The organism is Exiguobacterium flavidum, assembly GCF_003344535.1.
Lineage (GTDB): Bacteria > Bacillota > Bacilli > Exiguobacteriales > Exiguobacteriaceae > Exiguobacterium_A > Exiguobacterium_A flavidum.
The window spans coordinates 71,939-88,343 of the sequence record NZ_QPKS01000013.1; the positions used below are offsets into that span (position 1 = coordinate 71,939).

The window sequence follows — 16,405 nt, forward strand, 5'->3', positions numbered from 1 at the left end:
AAAAGTCGAACATCCTCATCGTCTCTGACCTCCGCAAAAGCTGGAGAGAGACGACAGGGAATTCGACTTTTTTCGTTAGGCGACCTTTTCTTCTTCCGAAGCTGACTTGAGCGGGAAGCCGATGAGAATCGCGACAGCCCCGCAGATGAACAACAGGAACGGATAGAACAGGTACGGGATCAACTCAGGCGAAGCCGTCTTCGTCAGTTCGGCAGCGATCAAAAGCTGTGCGCCGTACGGAATGATGCCTTGGACGCCGCATGAGAAGATGTCGAGGATGCTCGCTGACTTCTTCCGCTCGATGCCATATGAATCGGCGATCTCCGCAGCGATCGGTCCTGCGACGAGGATCGAGATCGTGTTGTTCGCAGTCGAGACGTTCGTCGCGCTGACGAGGGCTGCCATGCTGAACTCGGCACCTTTTTTAGATGAGACGCGGCGCGTCAGGCGTTCCTTCAGATAGCTGATGCCTCCGTTGTAGGTGATGAGAGCGACGAGTCCGCCCATCAGGAGGGTCAGGATCGAAATCTCGGCCATGCCCATCAACCCTTCGGCCATCGCTTGCGTAAAGCCGCTCAAGCCGAAGCTTCCGTCGAGCATGCCGATCACACCGGCAAGCACCGTCCCGCTGAGCAGGACGAGGATGACGTTCATCCCGAACAGGGCGAGGATGATGACAGCGAGATAAGGGACCAGTTTGTACCATTCGAATGCTTTCGCGTCGACGACCTCGCCTGCACCCGAGACGAAAGCGAGGGCAATGACCGTCACGATCGCGGCTGGCAGGACGATCCAGAAGTTCGTCCGGAACTTATCGCGCATGTTCGTCTTCTGCGTACGGACCGCAGCAATCGTCGTGTCCGAGATGAAGGAGAGGTTGTCTCCGAACATCGCGCCGCCGACGACCGAAGCCGCTGCGAGCGCGACGTTCGCACCCGTCTCTTCATGGACGCCGAGAGCGATCGGGGCGAGTGCCGCGATCGTCCCGGTCGACGTACCCATCGCCATTGAGATGAAGGCGGCGATGACGAACAGGCCGCTCATCAGGAGCGAAGGGGGGAGGAACGTCAGCGCCGCGTTGACCGTCGCGTCGACTGCGCCGATCGCGTTCGCCGTACCGGAGAAGATTCCGGCGAGCAGGAAGATGAAGACCATCACGAGGATGTCCGGGTTTCCTGCGCCAAGCGCGATCCGCTCGACTGTCTGTGTCACGCTGCCCTTCGTCATGATCGCAGCAACGATCAGGGCGATCAACGCTGCGATCAGCACAGGGAATTTGTAGAAGTCATCATACCAGACGCCGGCACCGATGAAGAGCACCAGGAAGACCAGCAGGGGCAGAAGTGCCCATTTATTCGGGGAAATCGTCGTTTCCATCCGCCTCACCTCGTTTTCTGAAAAATAAGAGACCCCTTTCTAACGACAGAAAGAGGTCTCAAGGAAAAGACACTCTTCTCATCTCTCAAGCCTGTGGCTTGCTGGATTTGGCACAGACGCATCGTCCGCTGCCGAGACATCATCGGGCCAGTCCCTCTGTCTCTCTCGATAAAAAGAAGTCATTCGGTTTTTTTTAGCACGAGGTTTACCCTATCTCATCGGGAGCTGCTTGTCAACAGACGAATCAGTTGAGCGCCTTTTTCAAGGTCGCGGCATTCTCTTCCATCAGCTCGAAGTAGCTCGCATCGAGATCGCTCTTCGCGACCGACTCCAGGTTGTGGATCGTCACGGCTTCCGCCCCGATTTCCCGCTGGATGACGCGGGCGACTTTTGGCGAGACCGTCTCCTCGAAGGCGATATACTTCAAGCCGTGCAATTCCGCTTCCGCTACGAGTTGCGCGAGCTCTTTTTGCGAAGGTTCCTCCGACGGTGTGATGCCTGCGACCGGAAGCTGCTCGAAGCCGTATTTCTCAGCGAGGTAGCCATAGGCGGCGTGCGTGACGAGCAACTCCTTCTTCGAGCCGGCATCGACTGCCTCCTGCAGGGAACGGTCAAGCTCGACAGCCTTCTCGTCGAACGTCGCGAGGCGTTTCTCGAAGGCATCCGATGCGTCCGGCGCCTCTTTCTTGAACGCTTTCGTGATCTCTTGCGCCATCAGCTGCGCGTTCGCGGGGTCGAGCCATACGTGCGGATCGAACTGTCCGTGATCATGTTCGTCTTCTTCGGAATGGTCCTCTTCCTCATGGGAATGGACCGTCTCCGCGACCTCGAGCAGTTTGATGCCTGTGCTCGTCTCGATGAACTTCACGTCCGTTCCCTCCAGGCTGTTCTTGATCTTCTCTGCGTAAGGTTCGAGCGTCGTGCCTGTCATGAGGAACAGGTCACCGCCCGCGATCTCCGTCATCTGCTTCGAGGTCGGCTCGTAGGAGTGGGGATCAGCGCCGGCCGGGACGACGAGCTCGACATCGACATCATCTCCGCCGATATCGCGCGCGATCGAGGCGGTCGCGAAGGTCGAGGCATAGACTTTCAACTTATCGGATTCACTGCCCTTCTCCTCGGAAGAAGAACAGGCCCCGAGCGTAAGCAGGAATGGGATGGATAATAAGGCGATCGGTTTGAACATGGTATTACCTCCAAAGAGTGAATTCGTCCATTAAAACGTAATAATTACGATTTGTGCTTTATAAATATAGCGGAGCCTCACGGAAGCGTCAAGGGTGAGGGCGACGAAGTTCCGGAATCAAAGAAATCGGGTAACATCATATTAGACAAAAGTCACAGGAGTCGACCGGTTCTTGGAGGTGATCAGGTGAAACGTGAAACGGCATGGTTGATGGGCGGAGCCGCCCTCTTGACGACAGCGGCGGCAGGAGCGAGCATCTGGAACAATTACGGTGCCTTGCTCAGATGGACGGAGCCGGCATTGCCACGCCCGGAGATCCAACTTGCGCCCCGGACCGTCGTCTATAAGAAGGTAGACGCAGAGGAGCTGTCGATCGATCTCTATTATCCGCCTGGGGAAGGACCGTTTCCTGTCGCGGTCTATGCTCATGGCGGGGCCTTCGTCCGCGGTACGCGCGACGATCTGTTCTGTTTCTCTCCGATCGTCGACCGCTTCCTTGAACTCGGCATCGCCGTCGCGAGCATCGATTACCGGTTGTTCGCGGAAGGCGTCTACTTCCCGGCGAATCTCGAGGACGTCCGTGATGCGCTCTGCTTTATCCAGGAACAGGCAGACGACCTGATGATCCAGCGGGGCAGACTCCTCGTCTGGGGAGACTCGGCCGGAGCGGCCTTGCTCTTGACGACTGCGCTTGCGCCGGAGGAGTTCGTCGGAGAGCGGCCAGCCCATCAGTTCCCGTTGATCAGCGGAGTCATCGCGCTCTATCCGCCGACGAATTACCTGCTGTTCAAGTTCGTCCAGACGTGGATCGCCCATATCAAGTTCTATGAAGGGAACCGGGACGACTGGCGTGCGCTCATGACACGTTGCTCACCCGCTACGCACCTGTCAGCGGAATCACCGCCGATCATGCTGCTTCATGGCAAGAAGGATCCGATCGTCCCGTTTTCGCAAGCCCTTCACTTCATCGAACGCGGTGCCGACGTAGGTGCCGATATCCGTCTCTTCTCCTTCCCGAACGGCACGCACTCCCTTGCGAGCTTCGCCCAAACGGAAAACCCGGTCAAGATCGAGCGTCTGCTCGAGCGGATCGAGTCCTTCAGTTGCCAGGTCCTCGCCTTGCCTCCGCGGCAGACGGTCCATTAGAAACGTGGTAAGATAGGGCATATTTCTGAAGAGGAGTTTTGAGATCATGTATTTGACAGAGATTTGTCTCGTCCGGCATGGCCAGACGGATTGGAACCGCGATGAGCGGATTCAGGGAAGAGAGAACATCCCGTTGAATGAGACGGGGAGAAGACAGGCGAAAGAGAGCGCGGCTTTCCTTGCGCAGGAAGAATGGGATGTCTTGATCGCAAGTCCGCTGTCGCGCGCCGTCGAGACAGCGGAGATCATCGGACGGGCGGTCGGGCTGACGGTGCATGCGACGGACGACCGGCTCGTCGAACGCGAGTTCGGTCTTGCTTCCGGGAAACCGGTCGCTTCCATCTACGAGGCGGTTCAGGCGAACGACGCCGAGCGAGTCCCGGGACTTGAGAAGGAAGAGGAAATCCAGGCGCGCGTCTTCGCGGCGATCGAGGAAATCGTCGCGAAACATGCAGGAAAGCGGCTTCTGATCGTCTGCCATTCGCATACGATCAAAGCCGCCCTGTCCTCGATTGATGACTCATTCAGTTACCGGACGCCGCTCAAGAATGCGTGCGCGAACTACATCCGTCACGACGGCGAGTATACCATCGAACGGATCAACGTAGCTGAGCATATCACGGACGGGACGAAGAAGGTCTAGAACGCGATATACGGGTGTTCGTCGAGGTATTGACGGAACGTCTCCTTCGCGATCGCATTGATATGCTCGCCGCGCGCGGAACGGCGTGCCATGTACTCCGTGACGAGGGATTCGCCGCTGTAGTCCTCCTCGACGACCTGGCGAAGAATCATCTCCGACAGATCATTTTTCATCATCACCATCTTGGCGTTGAACAGGTACGAGACGTTCTTGCTGAGCGGTACACGTTCGAGCGGAGTGACGATGAGAGCAGCCGGATCATTGTCCGGACGGGAGATCGCGACCTCGATCAGGGCGCGATGGTTCTTCTCAAAGAGTGCATCGATCACAGGCTGATCCTTGTCCGGAACGACGATTTCGACGACCCACTGGGCTGTCTGATCCGTGCTGACGGTCAAACCGTCGGTGATTTCGACCGGCACGGTCTCCTCGTGTCCCGACTCGTCCATCAAAATGCGGAATGAACAAAGCTTGAATGTCTTCAAAGAGAGCACCTCCTAAAGGCGAGCTTCTGGTTGCTCCCATTATAACTTTTTTGAAAAGAGTGGAGTAGAAAACTTTTGGTAACGCGGTGGAAAGAATTGTGTTTAAATGAAAAGAGAATGAGATGGAAGGAGCCTTCGCTATGCCGCCAGCTGTAATCGGAATTCTCGGGATCATCGGGATCGTCCTGTTGACCCACCATATCGTGCTCTATTGGCATGCTGAAACGAAAGAGCGTCCTTCACTCGCTTATCGGATTGCCCTGATCATCGCCTATCTGCTTCTGCTGAGCGGCAGCGATCACCTGATCAGTGTCTTTTATGCGGATTCGCTCGCCGAGTTCGGTCAGCGTATCACTTACATCGCCTTCATCGGAGGTGCGCTCGCCTTCGCGTGGTACTTTCGTCGTCAAATGGAAACGACACCTCAAGTGAACGCACCGAATGGAAATGCACGGTTCAGCTGACACCCGGACCGAATCCGGACAAATGCAAAGCACCAGCCCTGTCCCTTGCGAGGGGACGGAGCTGGTGCTTTTTCGTCTTCATCCGACGGTCATGAAGTCGGGCTGTTCTTCTCGAGCGTTTCGACACGCGTGTCGCGGATCATGTCGAGCTTGAGCTGCCAGAGGCGGTCGCTGAATGTAACGGCGTATACTTCCGGCAAGCGAAGGCGCTTGTATTCCTCCCACAGCCGGCTCATCTGCTTCTCATGGTAGGCGCGGCTCTCCTTGACGGTAGGGATATCGTAGATGAGCTCGCCATCCTCGAAGATCGGGATGAGTAGCTTCTCGACCTCGAAGTTCTTGATCTTGTTCCGGAACGCCGGGTCCCGGACGTCGATCAACTCGATCGAGTCCTGTCCAGTCGGATCCTCGTCATGGAGCGAGATGTAGTCGCCCTTGAATTTGTTCGTCTCCTTGTCGATGATCCGGTAGAAGTTCTTCCGGTGCGGCGTCGTCGTCTTCGCCTTCGAAGAGGACACCTTGATCACAGGGACGATCTCGCCATCCTCTTCCCGGGCGACGAGCTTGTAGACCATGCCGAGCGCAGGTTGTTCATACGCGGTGATGCCGCGCGTCCCGACGAGGAACGTGTTCGCCTGTGCCCCTTGGATCCGGAGGTCCTGGATGACGTACTCGTCGAGGTCGCCCGAGAGGATGATGTCGACGTCCTCGAAGCCGGCATCGTCGAGCATCTTGCGGGCACGCTTCGAGAGGTAGGCAAGGTCGCCGGAGTCGATCCGGACACCCTTTAGCCGATAGCCCTTCGCGGCGAGCTCCTTCGCGACGATGATCGCGTTCGGCATGCCGCTCTTGAGCGTGTCGTACGTGTCGACGAGCAGCGTCGTCTGGTCCGGATAGTAGGTCGCGAAAGTCCGGAACGCCGTCAGTTCATCGTCATGGAACTGGATGTCCGCGTGTTCCATCGTCCCGCCGCACGGGATGTCGAAGTCGCGACCTGCAGAGGCGAGGCTCGTGACGTCGAATCCTGCCAGGTAGGAAGCGCGCGTGCCGAAGTAGGCCGCGTCGATCCCCTGTGCCCGGCGCGAACCGGCTTCGAGGAACTTCGCATCGGGAGCAGACTGGCGAATCCGTGCGTATTTCGTCGCGATGAGCGACTCGTGGTTCGTGATGTTGAGTATCGCCGTCTGAAGCAGCTTCGCCTCGAAGATGCGGGCCTCGATCCGGAGCAACGGTTCGTTCGGGAAGACGATCTCGCCTTCCTGGACGCTCGCGATCGATCCCGTGAATCGGAAGTTCCGCAACTCGTCCTTGAACTCGTCAGGGAATCCGATCATCTTCTGCAGGTAGGTGATGTCCTCCTCGGTGAAGCTGAGCGACCGGACGTATTCGATCACGTTCTCGAGGCCGGCGAACACGACATACCCGCCTTCGAACGGATTCGAGCGGTAGTAGACGTCGAAGACCGCACGTTCATCCTGCCGTCCTTCCTTCCAGTAAATATACATCCAGCGTGGCAGATACAGATCGGTATGGAGCGCAAGGTTACGATTAAGCATAAGACAGATCCTTTCTCATCCCTCGACGACTTTCGCGCCGAGCGTTTCTTTGAAGTGTGACAGCGCCCAGTCGTGGCCTGTCGGGTTGAAGCTCGCGACCGCGTCCGCGTGCACGACGATCGAATAGCCGAGATTATAGGCGTCGACAGCCGTATGAAGGACGCAGATGTCCGTGCAGACTCCGACGAGATGGACTTCCCGGACGCCGCGCTCGCGGAGACGCAGGTCGAGGTCGGTCCCTGCGAAGGCGCTGTAACGCGTCTTGTCGATCGCGTGATGCGCATAGCGCGCATACTGTGCGACACGCCCGAACAGGTCGCGCCCGTGCGTGCCCCGGATGTTGTGGGGCGGGAACAACGCCGTCTCGGGATGATACGGATCGTTCTCCTCGTGAATATCGTTTGCGATGACGAGATAGTCATCCTTGAATTCCTCCATCAAGTCCGCGATCCGTCCTTCGATCGCCTGACCCGGCGCACCGCACGTCAACTTCCCGTCCGTCGCGACGAAATCGATCGTGTAATCGATCACTACCAGAGCACGCATGAGCGTCTGCCCCCTTCTATAATGAAAAAGTAATAGTGCTTTCCTTCACATTGTACTCTAATCTCATACCCAACACCAAAGGAAGAAATCATCTGGAAATCAAGGTATAACGATTCGGCAAAGTGGGGTATAAGGTATAGGACGAAAACGTTCCGAAGGAGGAGATGGGCATGGAGAGGTTGAATGAGTACGAGGTGGAGGAACGCCTTGAAGGGTTGAACGATTGGAGTGTCGCAGATGGAGAAATCACGCGCACCTATACGCTCGACAGCTTCCCGGCGGCGCTCGATTTCGTCCAGGAGGTCGGGGCGCTCGCGGAACACCTCGGGCACCATCCCCGCATCCTGATCGATTACAAGAAGGTCACGCTCGCCGTCACGACGCACGACGCCGGCGGCCTGACTGGAAAAGACTTCGAACTCGCGGAGGCCTGTGATGCCATCTAAACTCTATCTTTCATTCGGTAGCGGCAGCTTCATTGAAAAAATCATGGAACGCGATAGCAACATCCGGGCGGCGAGCGGTGCTGGCGAAGCGCTGCTCTTCATCGAGACGGACGGGAAGTCACCGTTCCAGAGCGGCCACGGCTACGACGTGCTCGAGGCGCGCGGCGTTTTCGGCGACGAGGGGGACATCGTCTACTGGTCGGTGCCGGCAGAACGAAATGGCGGCGACCTGTTCGTCCATCACGTCATGTCGGACCCGAAGCTGATCGGGGCGGAGACGGACAGCTTCCAGGCACTCAGGATCGGCCGCGTCCTGAAGGGGACGGACCTCATCGTCCTGATCCAGTTCCGCGACAGCGCGGATGCGTCGTCCTACTTGAAATCAGTTGAACGGCTGACTGCTGAACAGTATGCTGAAGAGGCAGGTGCGGCGCTCTCTGCCGGGCCGATCATCAAACGGTATCATCTCATCCATAAAACGAACTAGGGGGAACACACAATGACAAAGAACTACTTTTGGATCGGTGCAGTCGGTGGCGCAGTAATCGGGGCAGGTCTTTCGCTCCTTCATAAGGATACACGCACGACACAAACGGCTTGCGCGAAGCGCATGTTCGGTGGCGCAGGGACGTCTCTTGCGGCGGTCAAGGAAGATCCGCGCGGACGCTTCGAGCAGCTGAAGGCGCTCTACACGGAAAACCAGGAGACAATCCACAACTTGATCGATGACGTCAAGGACCTCGCTGAGTCGCTCCGCAAGTGACGGACGTAAGCAAGCCCCCGAATCCGGAAAGCGGAGACGGGGGCTTCTTCGTGTTTAGAGGAATCGTGCGACGAGACCGAACAGGGCAAGGCCGATGACGACATAGAACAGGATTTTCCCGGTCTGCCCGTTGCTGCTCGGACGCGGAGAGTACCCCGTACCAAACGACCGGCCGCTCGGCGCAGGACGCGTAAACGGAACGGCCGACTTCCCGAAGACGAAACCTGCGAGGAAGCCGAGCAGGAAGCCGTACAGATGTCCGAAGACCGAGACGTTCGAGCCGATCAGCGTAAAGACGGCCGTCACTGCCGTGAAGATGTAGACGAGCTGCGCGTCTTGGGCGAGGATGAGCGGGCGACGGAAACGGGCAAGGTAAACATAGAACCCGAGCAGTCCGAGGATCGCACCTGACGCACCCGCCTGCGCATATCCGAACTCATTGATCGTCGTGAAGTAGGTCAGAACGTTCGCGAGCGTCCCGACGAGAAGGTACATCGCCGCGAACCGGACAGAGCCGATCATCCGCTCGACGGCAGGTCCGAAGATGACGAGGCCGAACGTATTGAAGGCGACGTGCCAGAAATCATAATGGAGGAACGTCGCCGTGACGACGCGCCACCATTCCCCTTGGGCGATGAACAGATTGATCGCAGAGCCGTAATAGAGCGGCGAGTAGGGGAGGGTGAGCCAGTCGTTCAAGAGTTCGATGACAAAGAGACTGACTTGGATTAAAATGAACAACGAAACGACCGGATAGGAACGCGTGAACGTTTTTAGGTTTTCCGTTCGATTGAACATGACTTCACCTCGCTTCTCTTCTAGTTTAATGGAAGATGGCGAAGATGAATACTATGGGGGCGCTGACGATGATTCATGGAATCGGGATGGATTTGGTCGAACTGGGGAGAATCGAGGAGACGGTCGAAAGACAGCCGCGTTTCCCGGCTAGAATCCTGACGACGCGGGAACTCGCGCGCTATCAAGAACTTCCGCGGAAACGGCAGATCGAGTACCTCGCAGGCCGATTCGCAGCCAAGGAAGCCTTCTCGAAGGCATACGGGACCGGGATCGGTCAGCTATCCTTCCGGGACATCGAAATATTGAACGAATCGTCCGGACGTCCTGTCCTGACAGCGCCTTTCGATGGCGTGATCCATGTGACGATCACCCATTCGGAACATTATGCGGCAGCACAAGTCTTGTTAGAGAAGAGGTATGCAGATGTATCGACCGACGTGGATTGAAGTAGACCGTGAGGCGATTGCCCACAACGTAAGAGAAGTGAAGCAGAGGATCGGCGACGAGGAGCTGATGGCCGTCGTCAAGGCGGACGGTTACGGACATGGTGCGGTGACTGTCGCCGAGACGGCGCTCGAGAACGGGGCGACGATGATCGCCGTCGCGCTACTCGAGGAGGCGATCGAACTTCGTGAGGCGGGGATACTCGCACCGATCCTGATGCTTGAGGCACTAGCGCCGGAGCACGTGGCGGTCGCGTCGAACTACGACGTCGCAGTACCGGTCTTTTCAGCGGAATGGCTCCGTGCGGCACGGATGCATCTGACGGACGTCGATCTGTTGCGTCTCCACATCAAAGTGGACAGCGGGATGGGCCGGCTCGGTCTGCAGACGCTCGAAGAGCTCGAGGCGCTGCTCGATGCCGTCGATCCGGAGACGATGCAGCTCGACGGGATCTATACGCACTTCGCGACGGCTGACGAACTCGACAGTGAACTGTTCGAAAAGCAACAGGCGACCTTCCTCAAGTTCGTCGAGGCGGCACCTGATTTGAGATACATCCATGCCGCGAATTCTGCCGGCGCCCTCCGTCTTCTTCCGGATAATGGTCCGTTCAACCTCGTCCGCCTCGGTATCGCGATGTATGGCGCATTGCCGTCTGACCAGATGATGGCGTATTACGATTTCCTGAAACCGGCCTTCGGCTTGAAGAGTCAGCTCGTCCAGGCGAAACGCGTCGAGCCGGGGCAGACGATCAGCTACGGGGCGACTTATACGGCAGAGCGAGCGGAATGGATCGGGACGGTCCCGATCGGATACGCCGACGGATGGTCACGCCGCTTTCAAGGATATTCGCTCATCGTCGACGGCCAGCCGTGTGAGATCGTCGGACGCGTCTGCATGGACCGCCTGATGATCCGGCTTCCGGGCGAGTACCCGGTCGGGACGGAAGTGACGCTGATCGGCGAAGGCGCACCGTTAGACGAAGCAGCGCACTGGCTCGGTACGATCAATTATGAACTGCTCTGCCAGTTTTCAAAAAGGGTGCCGCGTGAGATTCGTTGACCGAATTTCTAAAAAATGTTATTTCTCTGGATTTTGATTGTATTTTAGGAATACCACTGATATATTGAAGTAGAAAGTGAGTTGTTCGTTTAGGTTTCAGTGAATCTGGAGGTGCCAAATCTTGGTCCAACAACAGGAAAAATGGTTTGTTGAACAAAATGTAGCGAAGGGGACGATCGGGATGAAGTCGAATCGAACGACCGAAGAACGCAAACGTCAGCTACGTGAAGAATTGAAGCGTGGTTACGAAGAGATGGCAGCGATCAACTTAGGGATCGTAGGCGAGATGTTCCAGATTGAAACGGAGGCGGAGTTCTCACTCTACGTCAAGTAAGCGGGGTGTAAGCTTTGATAGTGAAGCGTGGCGACGTGTTTTATGCAAATTTGTCACCTGTGGTCGGATCAGAACAGGGTGGGGTACGCCCAGTCCTCGTTTTACAGAATGATATTGGTAACCGATTCAGTCCGACGGTCATCGTAGCAGCGATCACGGCGCAGATCGACAAGGCCAAACTGCCGACCCATGTGGAAGTATATCGAGAGCGTCACGGCCTAGAACGTGACTCAGTCATCCTCCTTGAACAAATCCGTACGATCGACAAACGCCGTCTGACGGATAAAGTCACTCACCTAGACGAAGACACGATGATGAAAGTAAACAGTGCCGTTGCGATCAGCTTAGGCTTGATTGATTTCTAGGCACTTACATAAATAGAGGAAAAGGTCGTACGTCAGTATACGGCTTTTTTTTTAATATTTTTAAAAAAGATGTTTTGATGTCAAGAAATTGGGGAATCATACCCGAGTGACATTTAAACAGAGGATTTCCTGAGGAGGAACTTGAAGATGGATCTAAACATTCGCCAAGAACAACTTGAAGGTCAAACGCATATCTATGTTGCCGGAGAGATTGATACGTATACAGCACCAAAATTGCGTCAGGAACTCGTGCCTGCGGTCGAAGCAGGAGACGTCGTCGTACACCTCGACGAAGTCCATTACATGGATTCGACAGGTCTCGGCGTTTTCGTCGGAGCATTGAAAGCGGCGAAAAAGAACGAAACGAGCTTTACATTGATCGGCGTTTCGGAACGAATCCGCCGCCTGTTCGAGATAACAGGACTCTCTAGCATCATCACCATCGACAATGGTGTGCGAGGTGGAGCGCAATGACGAAGTACGAACAGCTTGAAATGGCAATCCCGGCTAAACCCGAATACGTCGCCATCGCGCGTCTGACGGTTTCTGGAGTCGCGAACCGCATGGGCTATACCTATGATGAAATCGAAGACATCAAGATCGCTGTCTCGGAAGCTTGTGCGAACGCGGTTCAGCACGCGTACGAAGAAAACGAAGAGGGCTCGATGACGCTGACGTGCAACGTCTACCCGAACGACCGTCTCGAAGTCATCGTCAAGGACAGCGGAGTGACGTTCGACAAGGATAGCGTCAAGCGCCAAAGCTCACCGATTACTGAGAACCACGACCTCGATTCATTGCATGAAGGAGGGCTGGGCATCTTGATGATTGAAGCCTTGATGGACCGGGTCACGATCGAAAAAGCGAACGGCGTCACCGTCCACATGACGAAATATATGAATAGAGATGAGGTGGGTCAAAGTGCCAGCAAAGTCTCAACAACGCCATCACAGTGATGACGAAGTTTTACGACTGATCGACCTGTACCAGCAGGACGACCAGAATGAAGAAGTGCATGCGCAGCTGCTTGCGCGCTATTCAGACTTGGTCGAGGCACTTGCCCGGAAGTTCTCACGCGGGCGTCCCATCCATGATGATCTCGTTCAAGTCGGCATGATCGGACTGCTCGCTGCCCTTCGCCGTTTCGACAAGGAATTCGGACGCAGTTTCGAATCGTTCGCAGTCCCGACGATCATCGGTGAAATCAAGCGCTTCATCCGTGATAAGACGTGGAGCGTCCATGTTCCCCGCCGGATCAAGGAGCTCGGACCGAAAATCAAGAAGGCTGTCGAGGAATTGACGACTGACCTGCAACGCTCACCGCGCATCGACGAGATCGCGGCACATCTTGAGGTTTCGGAAGAGGAAGTGCTCGAGACGCTCGAGATGGGTAAGAGCTATCAAGCCCTCTCGGTTGACAGCTCGATCGAGGCGGACCAGGAAGGCAGCACGGTCACGCTGCTCGACCTCGTCGGGAAGCAGGAGAACGGCTATGATTCCGTCGATCAGAAACTGATCCTCGAGAAGGCATTCGCTGTTCTGACTGATCGTGAACGTTCGATTCTCGAATGTGCCTATTACCGCAACATGAGCCAAAAAGAGACGGGGGAACTGCTCGGGATTTCGCAGATGCACGTATCGCGCCTGCAACGCCGTGCCCTCCAGAAGCTTCGTGAAGCGATCAAGGTCGAACCGAACGAAGTGTTCTCGAAGGATTGACGTATTCAAAAGATCGATGCCTCTGCATCGGTCTTTTTTTTCGTTCGTTCCGGTATACTGAAGGAGAGGTGATCAGAATGGAAAAACGAATCGCGACCGAACTCGGTCTGAAAATAGAGCAAATCAAGGCTGTGCTGAAACTGACGGAAGAGGGCGGGACGATCCCGTTCATCGCCCGTTACCGGAAGGAAAAGACCGGGGAACTCGATGAGGTGGAGATCAAGGCGATCCTCGACCGCCATAAGGCGATCACCCAGCTCGAAGGGAAACGAACGGATGCGCTCGAGAAGATCGAAGCTCTCGGCAGTCTGACGCCGGAGCTGAAGGAAGCGCTCCATGTCGCGACGACGCTGCAGCAAATCGAGGACCTGTATCTGCCGTTCCGTCCGAAACGCCGGACGAAGGCGGAAATCGCACGGGAAGCAGGGCTTTCGCCACTCGCTGACTGGCTGCGCGACACGTCGAACTGGAGTGACGGCAAGTTTGTTGCCCTGTGCAAAGGGATGGATGAAAAAGACGCCATCGCCGGGGCGAAGGCGATCATCGCTGAAGAGTGGGGCGAACAGCAGGACGTCCGGCAGCGGACGCGGCGTGCTGCCAGTGAAGCGGGCCAGGTCGTGACGAAGGAGAAGAAGGGCGCTCAGGACGAGAAGAAGGTGTTCGGACAGTACTACGCATATGAAGAGCGTGTCAAAAGCATCGTTCCGCACCGTATTCTGGCGATCAACCGCGGTGAATCCCTCGGCGTCCTCAGCGTCAAGGTCGCCTGGGATGAAGAGCGTGTGTTGGCTCCGTTGCTCAGACGGTATGAGCGCCTCGTCCCGAAGAAGAAGGCGATCGTGACGGAAGCAATCAAAGAAGGATATAAAAAATCGGTCGCTCCCGCCATCGAGCGCGAAGTCCGCAACATGTTGACGGAGAAGGCAGAGGAGCAGGCGATCGAGGTGTTCGGCAAGAACTTGCGCCAGCTCTACATGCAGCCGCCGATGAAAGGGAAGGTCATGCTCGGTCTCGATCCAGCCTACCGGACCGGATGTAAATGGGCAGTCATCGATGCGACGGGGAACTTGAAGGAAGTCGGCGTCATCTACGTGACGATGTCTGAGGCGAAGGCGAACGAAGCGAAGTCGATCCTCTCGGAGCTCGTCGACAAATACGGCATCGAACTTGTCGCCATCGGAAACGGCACCGCGTCACGCGAGACGGAGGCATTCGTCGCCGACTGGATCAAGCGACATCCGCAAGCGGCCTTCACGATCGTCGACGAGGCGGGGGCGAGCATCTACTCTGCCTCTGAAATCGCGCGGACGGAGTTTCCTGACCTTCAAGTCGAACAGCGCTCGGCCATCTCGATTGCCCGGCGTCTGCAGGATCCGCTCGCGGAACTCGTCAAGGTCGATCCGCAGTCGGTCGGTGTCGGACAGTATCAGCATGACGTTGCTGAAACGAAACTGAAGGAGACGCTCGAGTTCGTCGTCGAGACGGTCGTCAATCAGGTCGGTGTCGACGTCAACACGGCGTCAGAGCCGCTGCTCGGATACGTCGCAGGTCTGACGAAAGCGACGGCGAAGAAAATCGTTGAACGCCGGAACGCGGAAGGACCGTTCAAGACGCGCAAGGAATTGCTCAAAGTGCCGCGTCTAGGAGCGAAGGCGTATGAGCAGGCGGCAGGATTCCTGCGGATTCAGGACGGGGTGCATCCGCTTGACCGTACACCGATTCACCCGGAACAGTACGCGACGGTAGAACGGTTATTCGCGCGCATCGGGCTCGATCTCGAGAGCGTCGGGACTGAAAGACTGCGAAGCGAGCTTGCGGCGTTGGCGCTTGATGAGACAGCTGCAAGTTTAGAAATCGGTCTCCCGACGCTTCGTGACATCATCGAAGCACTCGAACGCCCGGGCCGCGATCCGCGCGAGGCGCTCGACAAACCGATTCTCAGAAAAGATGTACTGACGCTCGACAGCATCGCAGTCGGCATGGAATTCCAAGGCACGGTCCGGAACGTTCTCGATTTCGGCGCATTCGTCGACATCGGTGTGAAGGAGAGCGGGCTTGTCCACATCTCGAAGCTCAGCAAAGGTCGCGTGAAACATCCGCTCGATGTCGTTTCGGTAGGGGATATCGTCACGGTATGGGTGACGAGCATCGAAGTCGAACGGGGACGGATCGGATTGACGATGGTCAAACCATGACGGATGAGATGCTCCAAGCGTACGTTGAGGAGATTTCTGACACCGTCTTCGGACGGAGCTTCACACATCGGGCAGTGTTCAATCATCGCTTGAAGACGACAGGTGGTCGTTATTTTCTGGACGATCACCATCTCGACTTCAATCGTCTCTTCCTTTCTGACATGGAGACGTTTCGAGGGATCGTCATTCATGAATTATGTCACTATCATTTACATCTGTCGGGGAAGGGGCATCGTCACGGGGATGCGGACTTCAAGGAGTGGCTGCAGCGATACGGCGGTCTGCGCTATTGTCCGCGAGTGGAGGGATCAGCCGCGAACAAAAAAATCCACGTGTATGAGTGCAACGAATGCAGGGCATTATATAGAAGGAAACGGCGCATGGATCCGGTCCGTTATCGATGCGGAAAATGCAAAGGAAAGATTTTTTACAAAAGTAGTTGACGTTCACATCGGAGCATGATAAATTATAGAAGTCGCCAAAACGACACGAGATAAACGACATATCGGCGCTAAAAACTTTTGCGAAAAAGTATTGACGCGAAAAGGTAAAGTTGTTATCATTTAAAAGTGTTCCGATGTGAACAATCATTCCGCAATAGCTCAGCGGTAGAGCAACCGGCTGTTAACCGGTAGGTCGTAGGTTCAAATCCTACTTGCGGAGCCATTTTCTTTTGGAGATGTACCCAAGTGGCTATAAGGGGCGCCCCTGCTAAGGGTGTAGGCCGGGAAACTGGTGCGAGGGTTCGAATCCCTCCATCTCCGCCAGTCATCTCTTGTGAAAATGTTACTTTCGAATAATTATCATTTACTTATGGCCCGTTGGTCAAGCGGTTAAGACACCGCCCTTTCACGGCGGTAACACGGGTTCGAATCC

21 protein-coding genes, 2 tRNA genes and 1 riboswitch are annotated in these 16,405 nt (G+C 56.1%); of the genes, 17 read left to right on the forward strand and 6 right to left on the reverse strand.

What is annotated here, in order from left to right:
- Window positions 1–75: 75 nt before the first annotated feature.
- Window positions 76–1,377, reverse strand: coding sequence for a Na+/H+ antiporter NhaC family protein (locus DFG60_RS12150; protein WP_114572047.1), 1,302 nt, complete (start codon window positions 1,375–1,377; stop codon window positions 76–78).
- Between the two features lie 75 nt (window positions 1,378–1,452).
- Window positions 1,453–1,552: riboswitch (SAM riboswitch) on the reverse strand.
- Between the two features lie 69 nt (window positions 1,553–1,621).
- A complete protein-coding gene (locus tag DFG60_RS12155) occupies window positions 1,622–2,563 on the reverse strand; it encodes a metal ABC transporter solute-binding protein, Zn/Mn family (RefSeq protein WP_114572048.1) in 942 nt (313 codons plus the stop codon).
- A 186-nt stretch (window positions 2,564–2,749) separates the two neighbouring features.
- On the opposite strand from DFG60_RS12155, the gene DFG60_RS12160 reads away from it, so the two are divergent.
- Both DFG60_RS12160 and DFG60_RS12165 read left to right on the forward strand, forming a co-directional pair.
- Complete coding sequence (locus DFG60_RS12160; protein WP_114572049.1) at window positions 2,750–3,709, forward strand: alpha/beta hydrolase; 960 nt, start codon at window positions 2,750–2,752, stop codon at window positions 3,707–3,709.
- A 52-nt stretch (window positions 3,710–3,761) separates the two neighbouring features.
- Window positions 3,762–4,352 (forward strand): histidine phosphatase family protein, encoded by a 591-nt coding sequence (locus tag DFG60_RS12165; protein ID WP_114572068.1) that lies wholly within the window; start codon window positions 3,762–3,764, stop codon window positions 4,350–4,352.
- On the opposite strand, the gene DFG60_RS12170 is transcribed toward DFG60_RS12165, so the two are convergent.
- Window positions 4,349–4,837, reverse strand: coding sequence for a YwpF family protein (locus DFG60_RS12170; RefSeq protein ID WP_114572050.1), 489 nt, complete (start codon window positions 4,835–4,837; stop codon window positions 4,349–4,351). The genes DFG60_RS12165 and DFG60_RS12170 overlap by 4 nt on opposite strands.
- 140 nt (window positions 4,838–4,977) lie before the next feature.
- Between DFG60_RS12170 and DFG60_RS12175 the strand changes: the two genes are divergently transcribed.
- Window positions 4,978–5,301, forward strand: a complete 324-nt coding sequence (locus tag DFG60_RS12175) for a hypothetical protein (RefSeq protein ID WP_114572069.1) — start codon at window positions 4,978–4,980, stop codon at window positions 5,299–5,301.
- Between the two features lie 89 nt (window positions 5,302–5,390).
- Here DFG60_RS12175 and DFG60_RS12180 read toward each other — a convergent pair whose 3' ends face one another.
- A complete protein-coding gene (locus DFG60_RS12180) occupies window positions 5,391–6,857 on the reverse strand; it encodes a nicotinate phosphoribosyltransferase (protein ID WP_114572051.1) in 1,467 nt (488 codons plus the stop codon).
- A 15-nt stretch (window positions 6,858–6,872) separates the two neighbouring features.
- Window positions 6,873–7,403 carry a cysteine hydrolase family protein gene (locus DFG60_RS12185; RefSeq protein ID WP_114572052.1) on the reverse strand — a complete coding sequence of 177 codons (531 nt, stop codon included), beginning with the start codon at window positions 7,401–7,403 and terminating at the stop codon, window positions 6,873–6,875.
- 170 nt (window positions 7,404–7,573) lie between these two features.
- Here DFG60_RS12185 and DFG60_RS12190 point away from each other — a divergent pair, with 170 nt between their 5' ends.
- Genes DFG60_RS12190 through DFG60_RS12200 form a run of 3 tightly spaced genes read left to right on the forward strand, consistent with a single transcriptional unit; the run spans window position 7,574 to window position 8,612 of the window.
- The gene (locus DFG60_RS12190) at window positions 7,574–7,849 is read left to right on the forward strand and encodes a 4a-hydroxytetrahydrobiopterin dehydratase (protein WP_114572053.1); all 276 of its coding nucleotides are present in this window, start codon (window positions 7,574–7,576) and stop codon (window positions 7,847–7,849) included.
- Window positions 7,839–8,336, forward strand: a complete 498-nt coding sequence (locus DFG60_RS12195) for a hypothetical protein (RefSeq protein ID WP_114572054.1) — start codon at window positions 7,839–7,841, stop codon at window positions 8,334–8,336. Before DFG60_RS12190 ends, DFG60_RS12195 begins: the two co-directional genes overlap by 11 nt.
- Window positions 8,337–8,348: 12 nt before the next feature.
- Entirely contained in the window at window positions 8,349–8,612 is a 264-nt protein-coding gene (locus DFG60_RS12200) for a hypothetical protein (RefSeq protein ID WP_114572055.1), read from the forward strand.
- 54 nt (window positions 8,613–8,666) lie between these two features.
- Here the strand turns inward: DFG60_RS12200 and DFG60_RS12205 are convergent, their stop codons facing one another.
- Entirely contained in the window at window positions 8,667–9,410 is a 744-nt protein-coding gene (locus DFG60_RS12205) for a rhomboid family intramembrane serine protease (protein ID WP_114572056.1), read from the reverse strand.
- A 68-nt stretch (window positions 9,411–9,478) separates the two neighbouring features.
- Here DFG60_RS12205 and acpS point away from each other — a divergent pair, with 68 nt between their 5' ends.
- From acpS to DFG60_RS12260, 11 genes are all read left to right on the forward strand, one after another.
- Window positions 9,479–9,856, forward strand: coding sequence for a holo-ACP synthase (gene acpS / locus DFG60_RS12210; RefSeq protein ID WP_114572070.1), 378 nt, complete (start codon window positions 9,479–9,481; stop codon window positions 9,854–9,856).
- Window positions 9,834–10,916, forward strand: coding sequence for an alanine racemase (gene alr, locus DFG60_RS12215; RefSeq protein ID WP_114572057.1), 1,083 nt, complete (start codon window positions 9,834–9,836; stop codon window positions 10,914–10,916). The genes acpS and alr overlap by 23 nt, the downstream gene beginning before the upstream one ends.
- 121 nt (window positions 10,917–11,037) lie before the next feature.
- Window positions 11,038–11,250 carry a hypothetical protein gene (locus DFG60_RS12220; RefSeq protein ID WP_114572058.1) on the forward strand — a complete coding sequence of 71 codons (213 nt, stop codon included), beginning with the start codon at window positions 11,038–11,040 and terminating at the stop codon, window positions 11,248–11,250.
- A 14-nt stretch (window positions 11,251–11,264) separates the two neighbouring features.
- A complete protein-coding gene (locus DFG60_RS12225; RefSeq protein ID WP_114572059.1) occupies window positions 11,265–11,615 on the forward strand; it encodes a type II toxin-antitoxin system PemK/MazF family toxin in 351 nt (116 codons plus the stop codon).
- Between the two features lie 147 nt (window positions 11,616–11,762).
- Window positions 11,763–12,089 carry an STAS domain-containing protein gene (locus DFG60_RS12230; protein WP_114572060.1) on the forward strand — a complete coding sequence of 109 codons (327 nt, stop codon included), beginning with the start codon at window positions 11,763–11,765 and terminating at the stop codon, window positions 12,087–12,089.
- Window positions 12,086–12,571, forward strand: coding sequence for an anti-sigma B factor RsbW (gene rsbW, locus DFG60_RS12235; RefSeq protein ID WP_114572061.1), 486 nt, complete (start codon window positions 12,086–12,088; stop codon window positions 12,569–12,571). Before DFG60_RS12230 ends, rsbW begins: the two co-directional genes overlap by 4 nt.
- Window positions 12,537–13,334, forward strand: a complete 798-nt coding sequence (gene sigB / locus DFG60_RS12240) for an RNA polymerase sigma factor SigB (protein ID WP_232818710.1) — start codon at window positions 12,537–12,539, stop codon at window positions 13,332–13,334. The genes rsbW and sigB overlap by 35 nt, the downstream gene beginning before the upstream one ends.
- A 77-nt stretch (window positions 13,335–13,411) precedes the next feature.
- Window positions 13,412–15,529 (forward strand): Tex family protein, encoded by a 2,118-nt coding sequence (locus DFG60_RS12245; protein WP_114572063.1) that lies wholly within the window; start codon window positions 13,412–13,414, stop codon window positions 15,527–15,529.
- Complete coding sequence (locus DFG60_RS12250) at window positions 15,526–15,972, forward strand: SprT family protein (RefSeq protein WP_114572064.1); 447 nt, start codon at window positions 15,526–15,528, stop codon at window positions 15,970–15,972. Before DFG60_RS12245 ends, DFG60_RS12250 begins: the two co-directional genes overlap by 4 nt.
- Before the next feature lie 148 nt (window positions 15,973–16,120).
- Window positions 16,121–16,195, forward strand: a tRNA-Asn gene (locus DFG60_RS12255).
- 9 nt (window positions 16,196–16,204) lie between these two features.
- A tRNA-Ser gene (locus tag DFG60_RS12260) sits at window positions 16,205–16,296 on the forward strand.
- Window positions 16,297–16,405 lie beyond the last annotated feature (109 nt).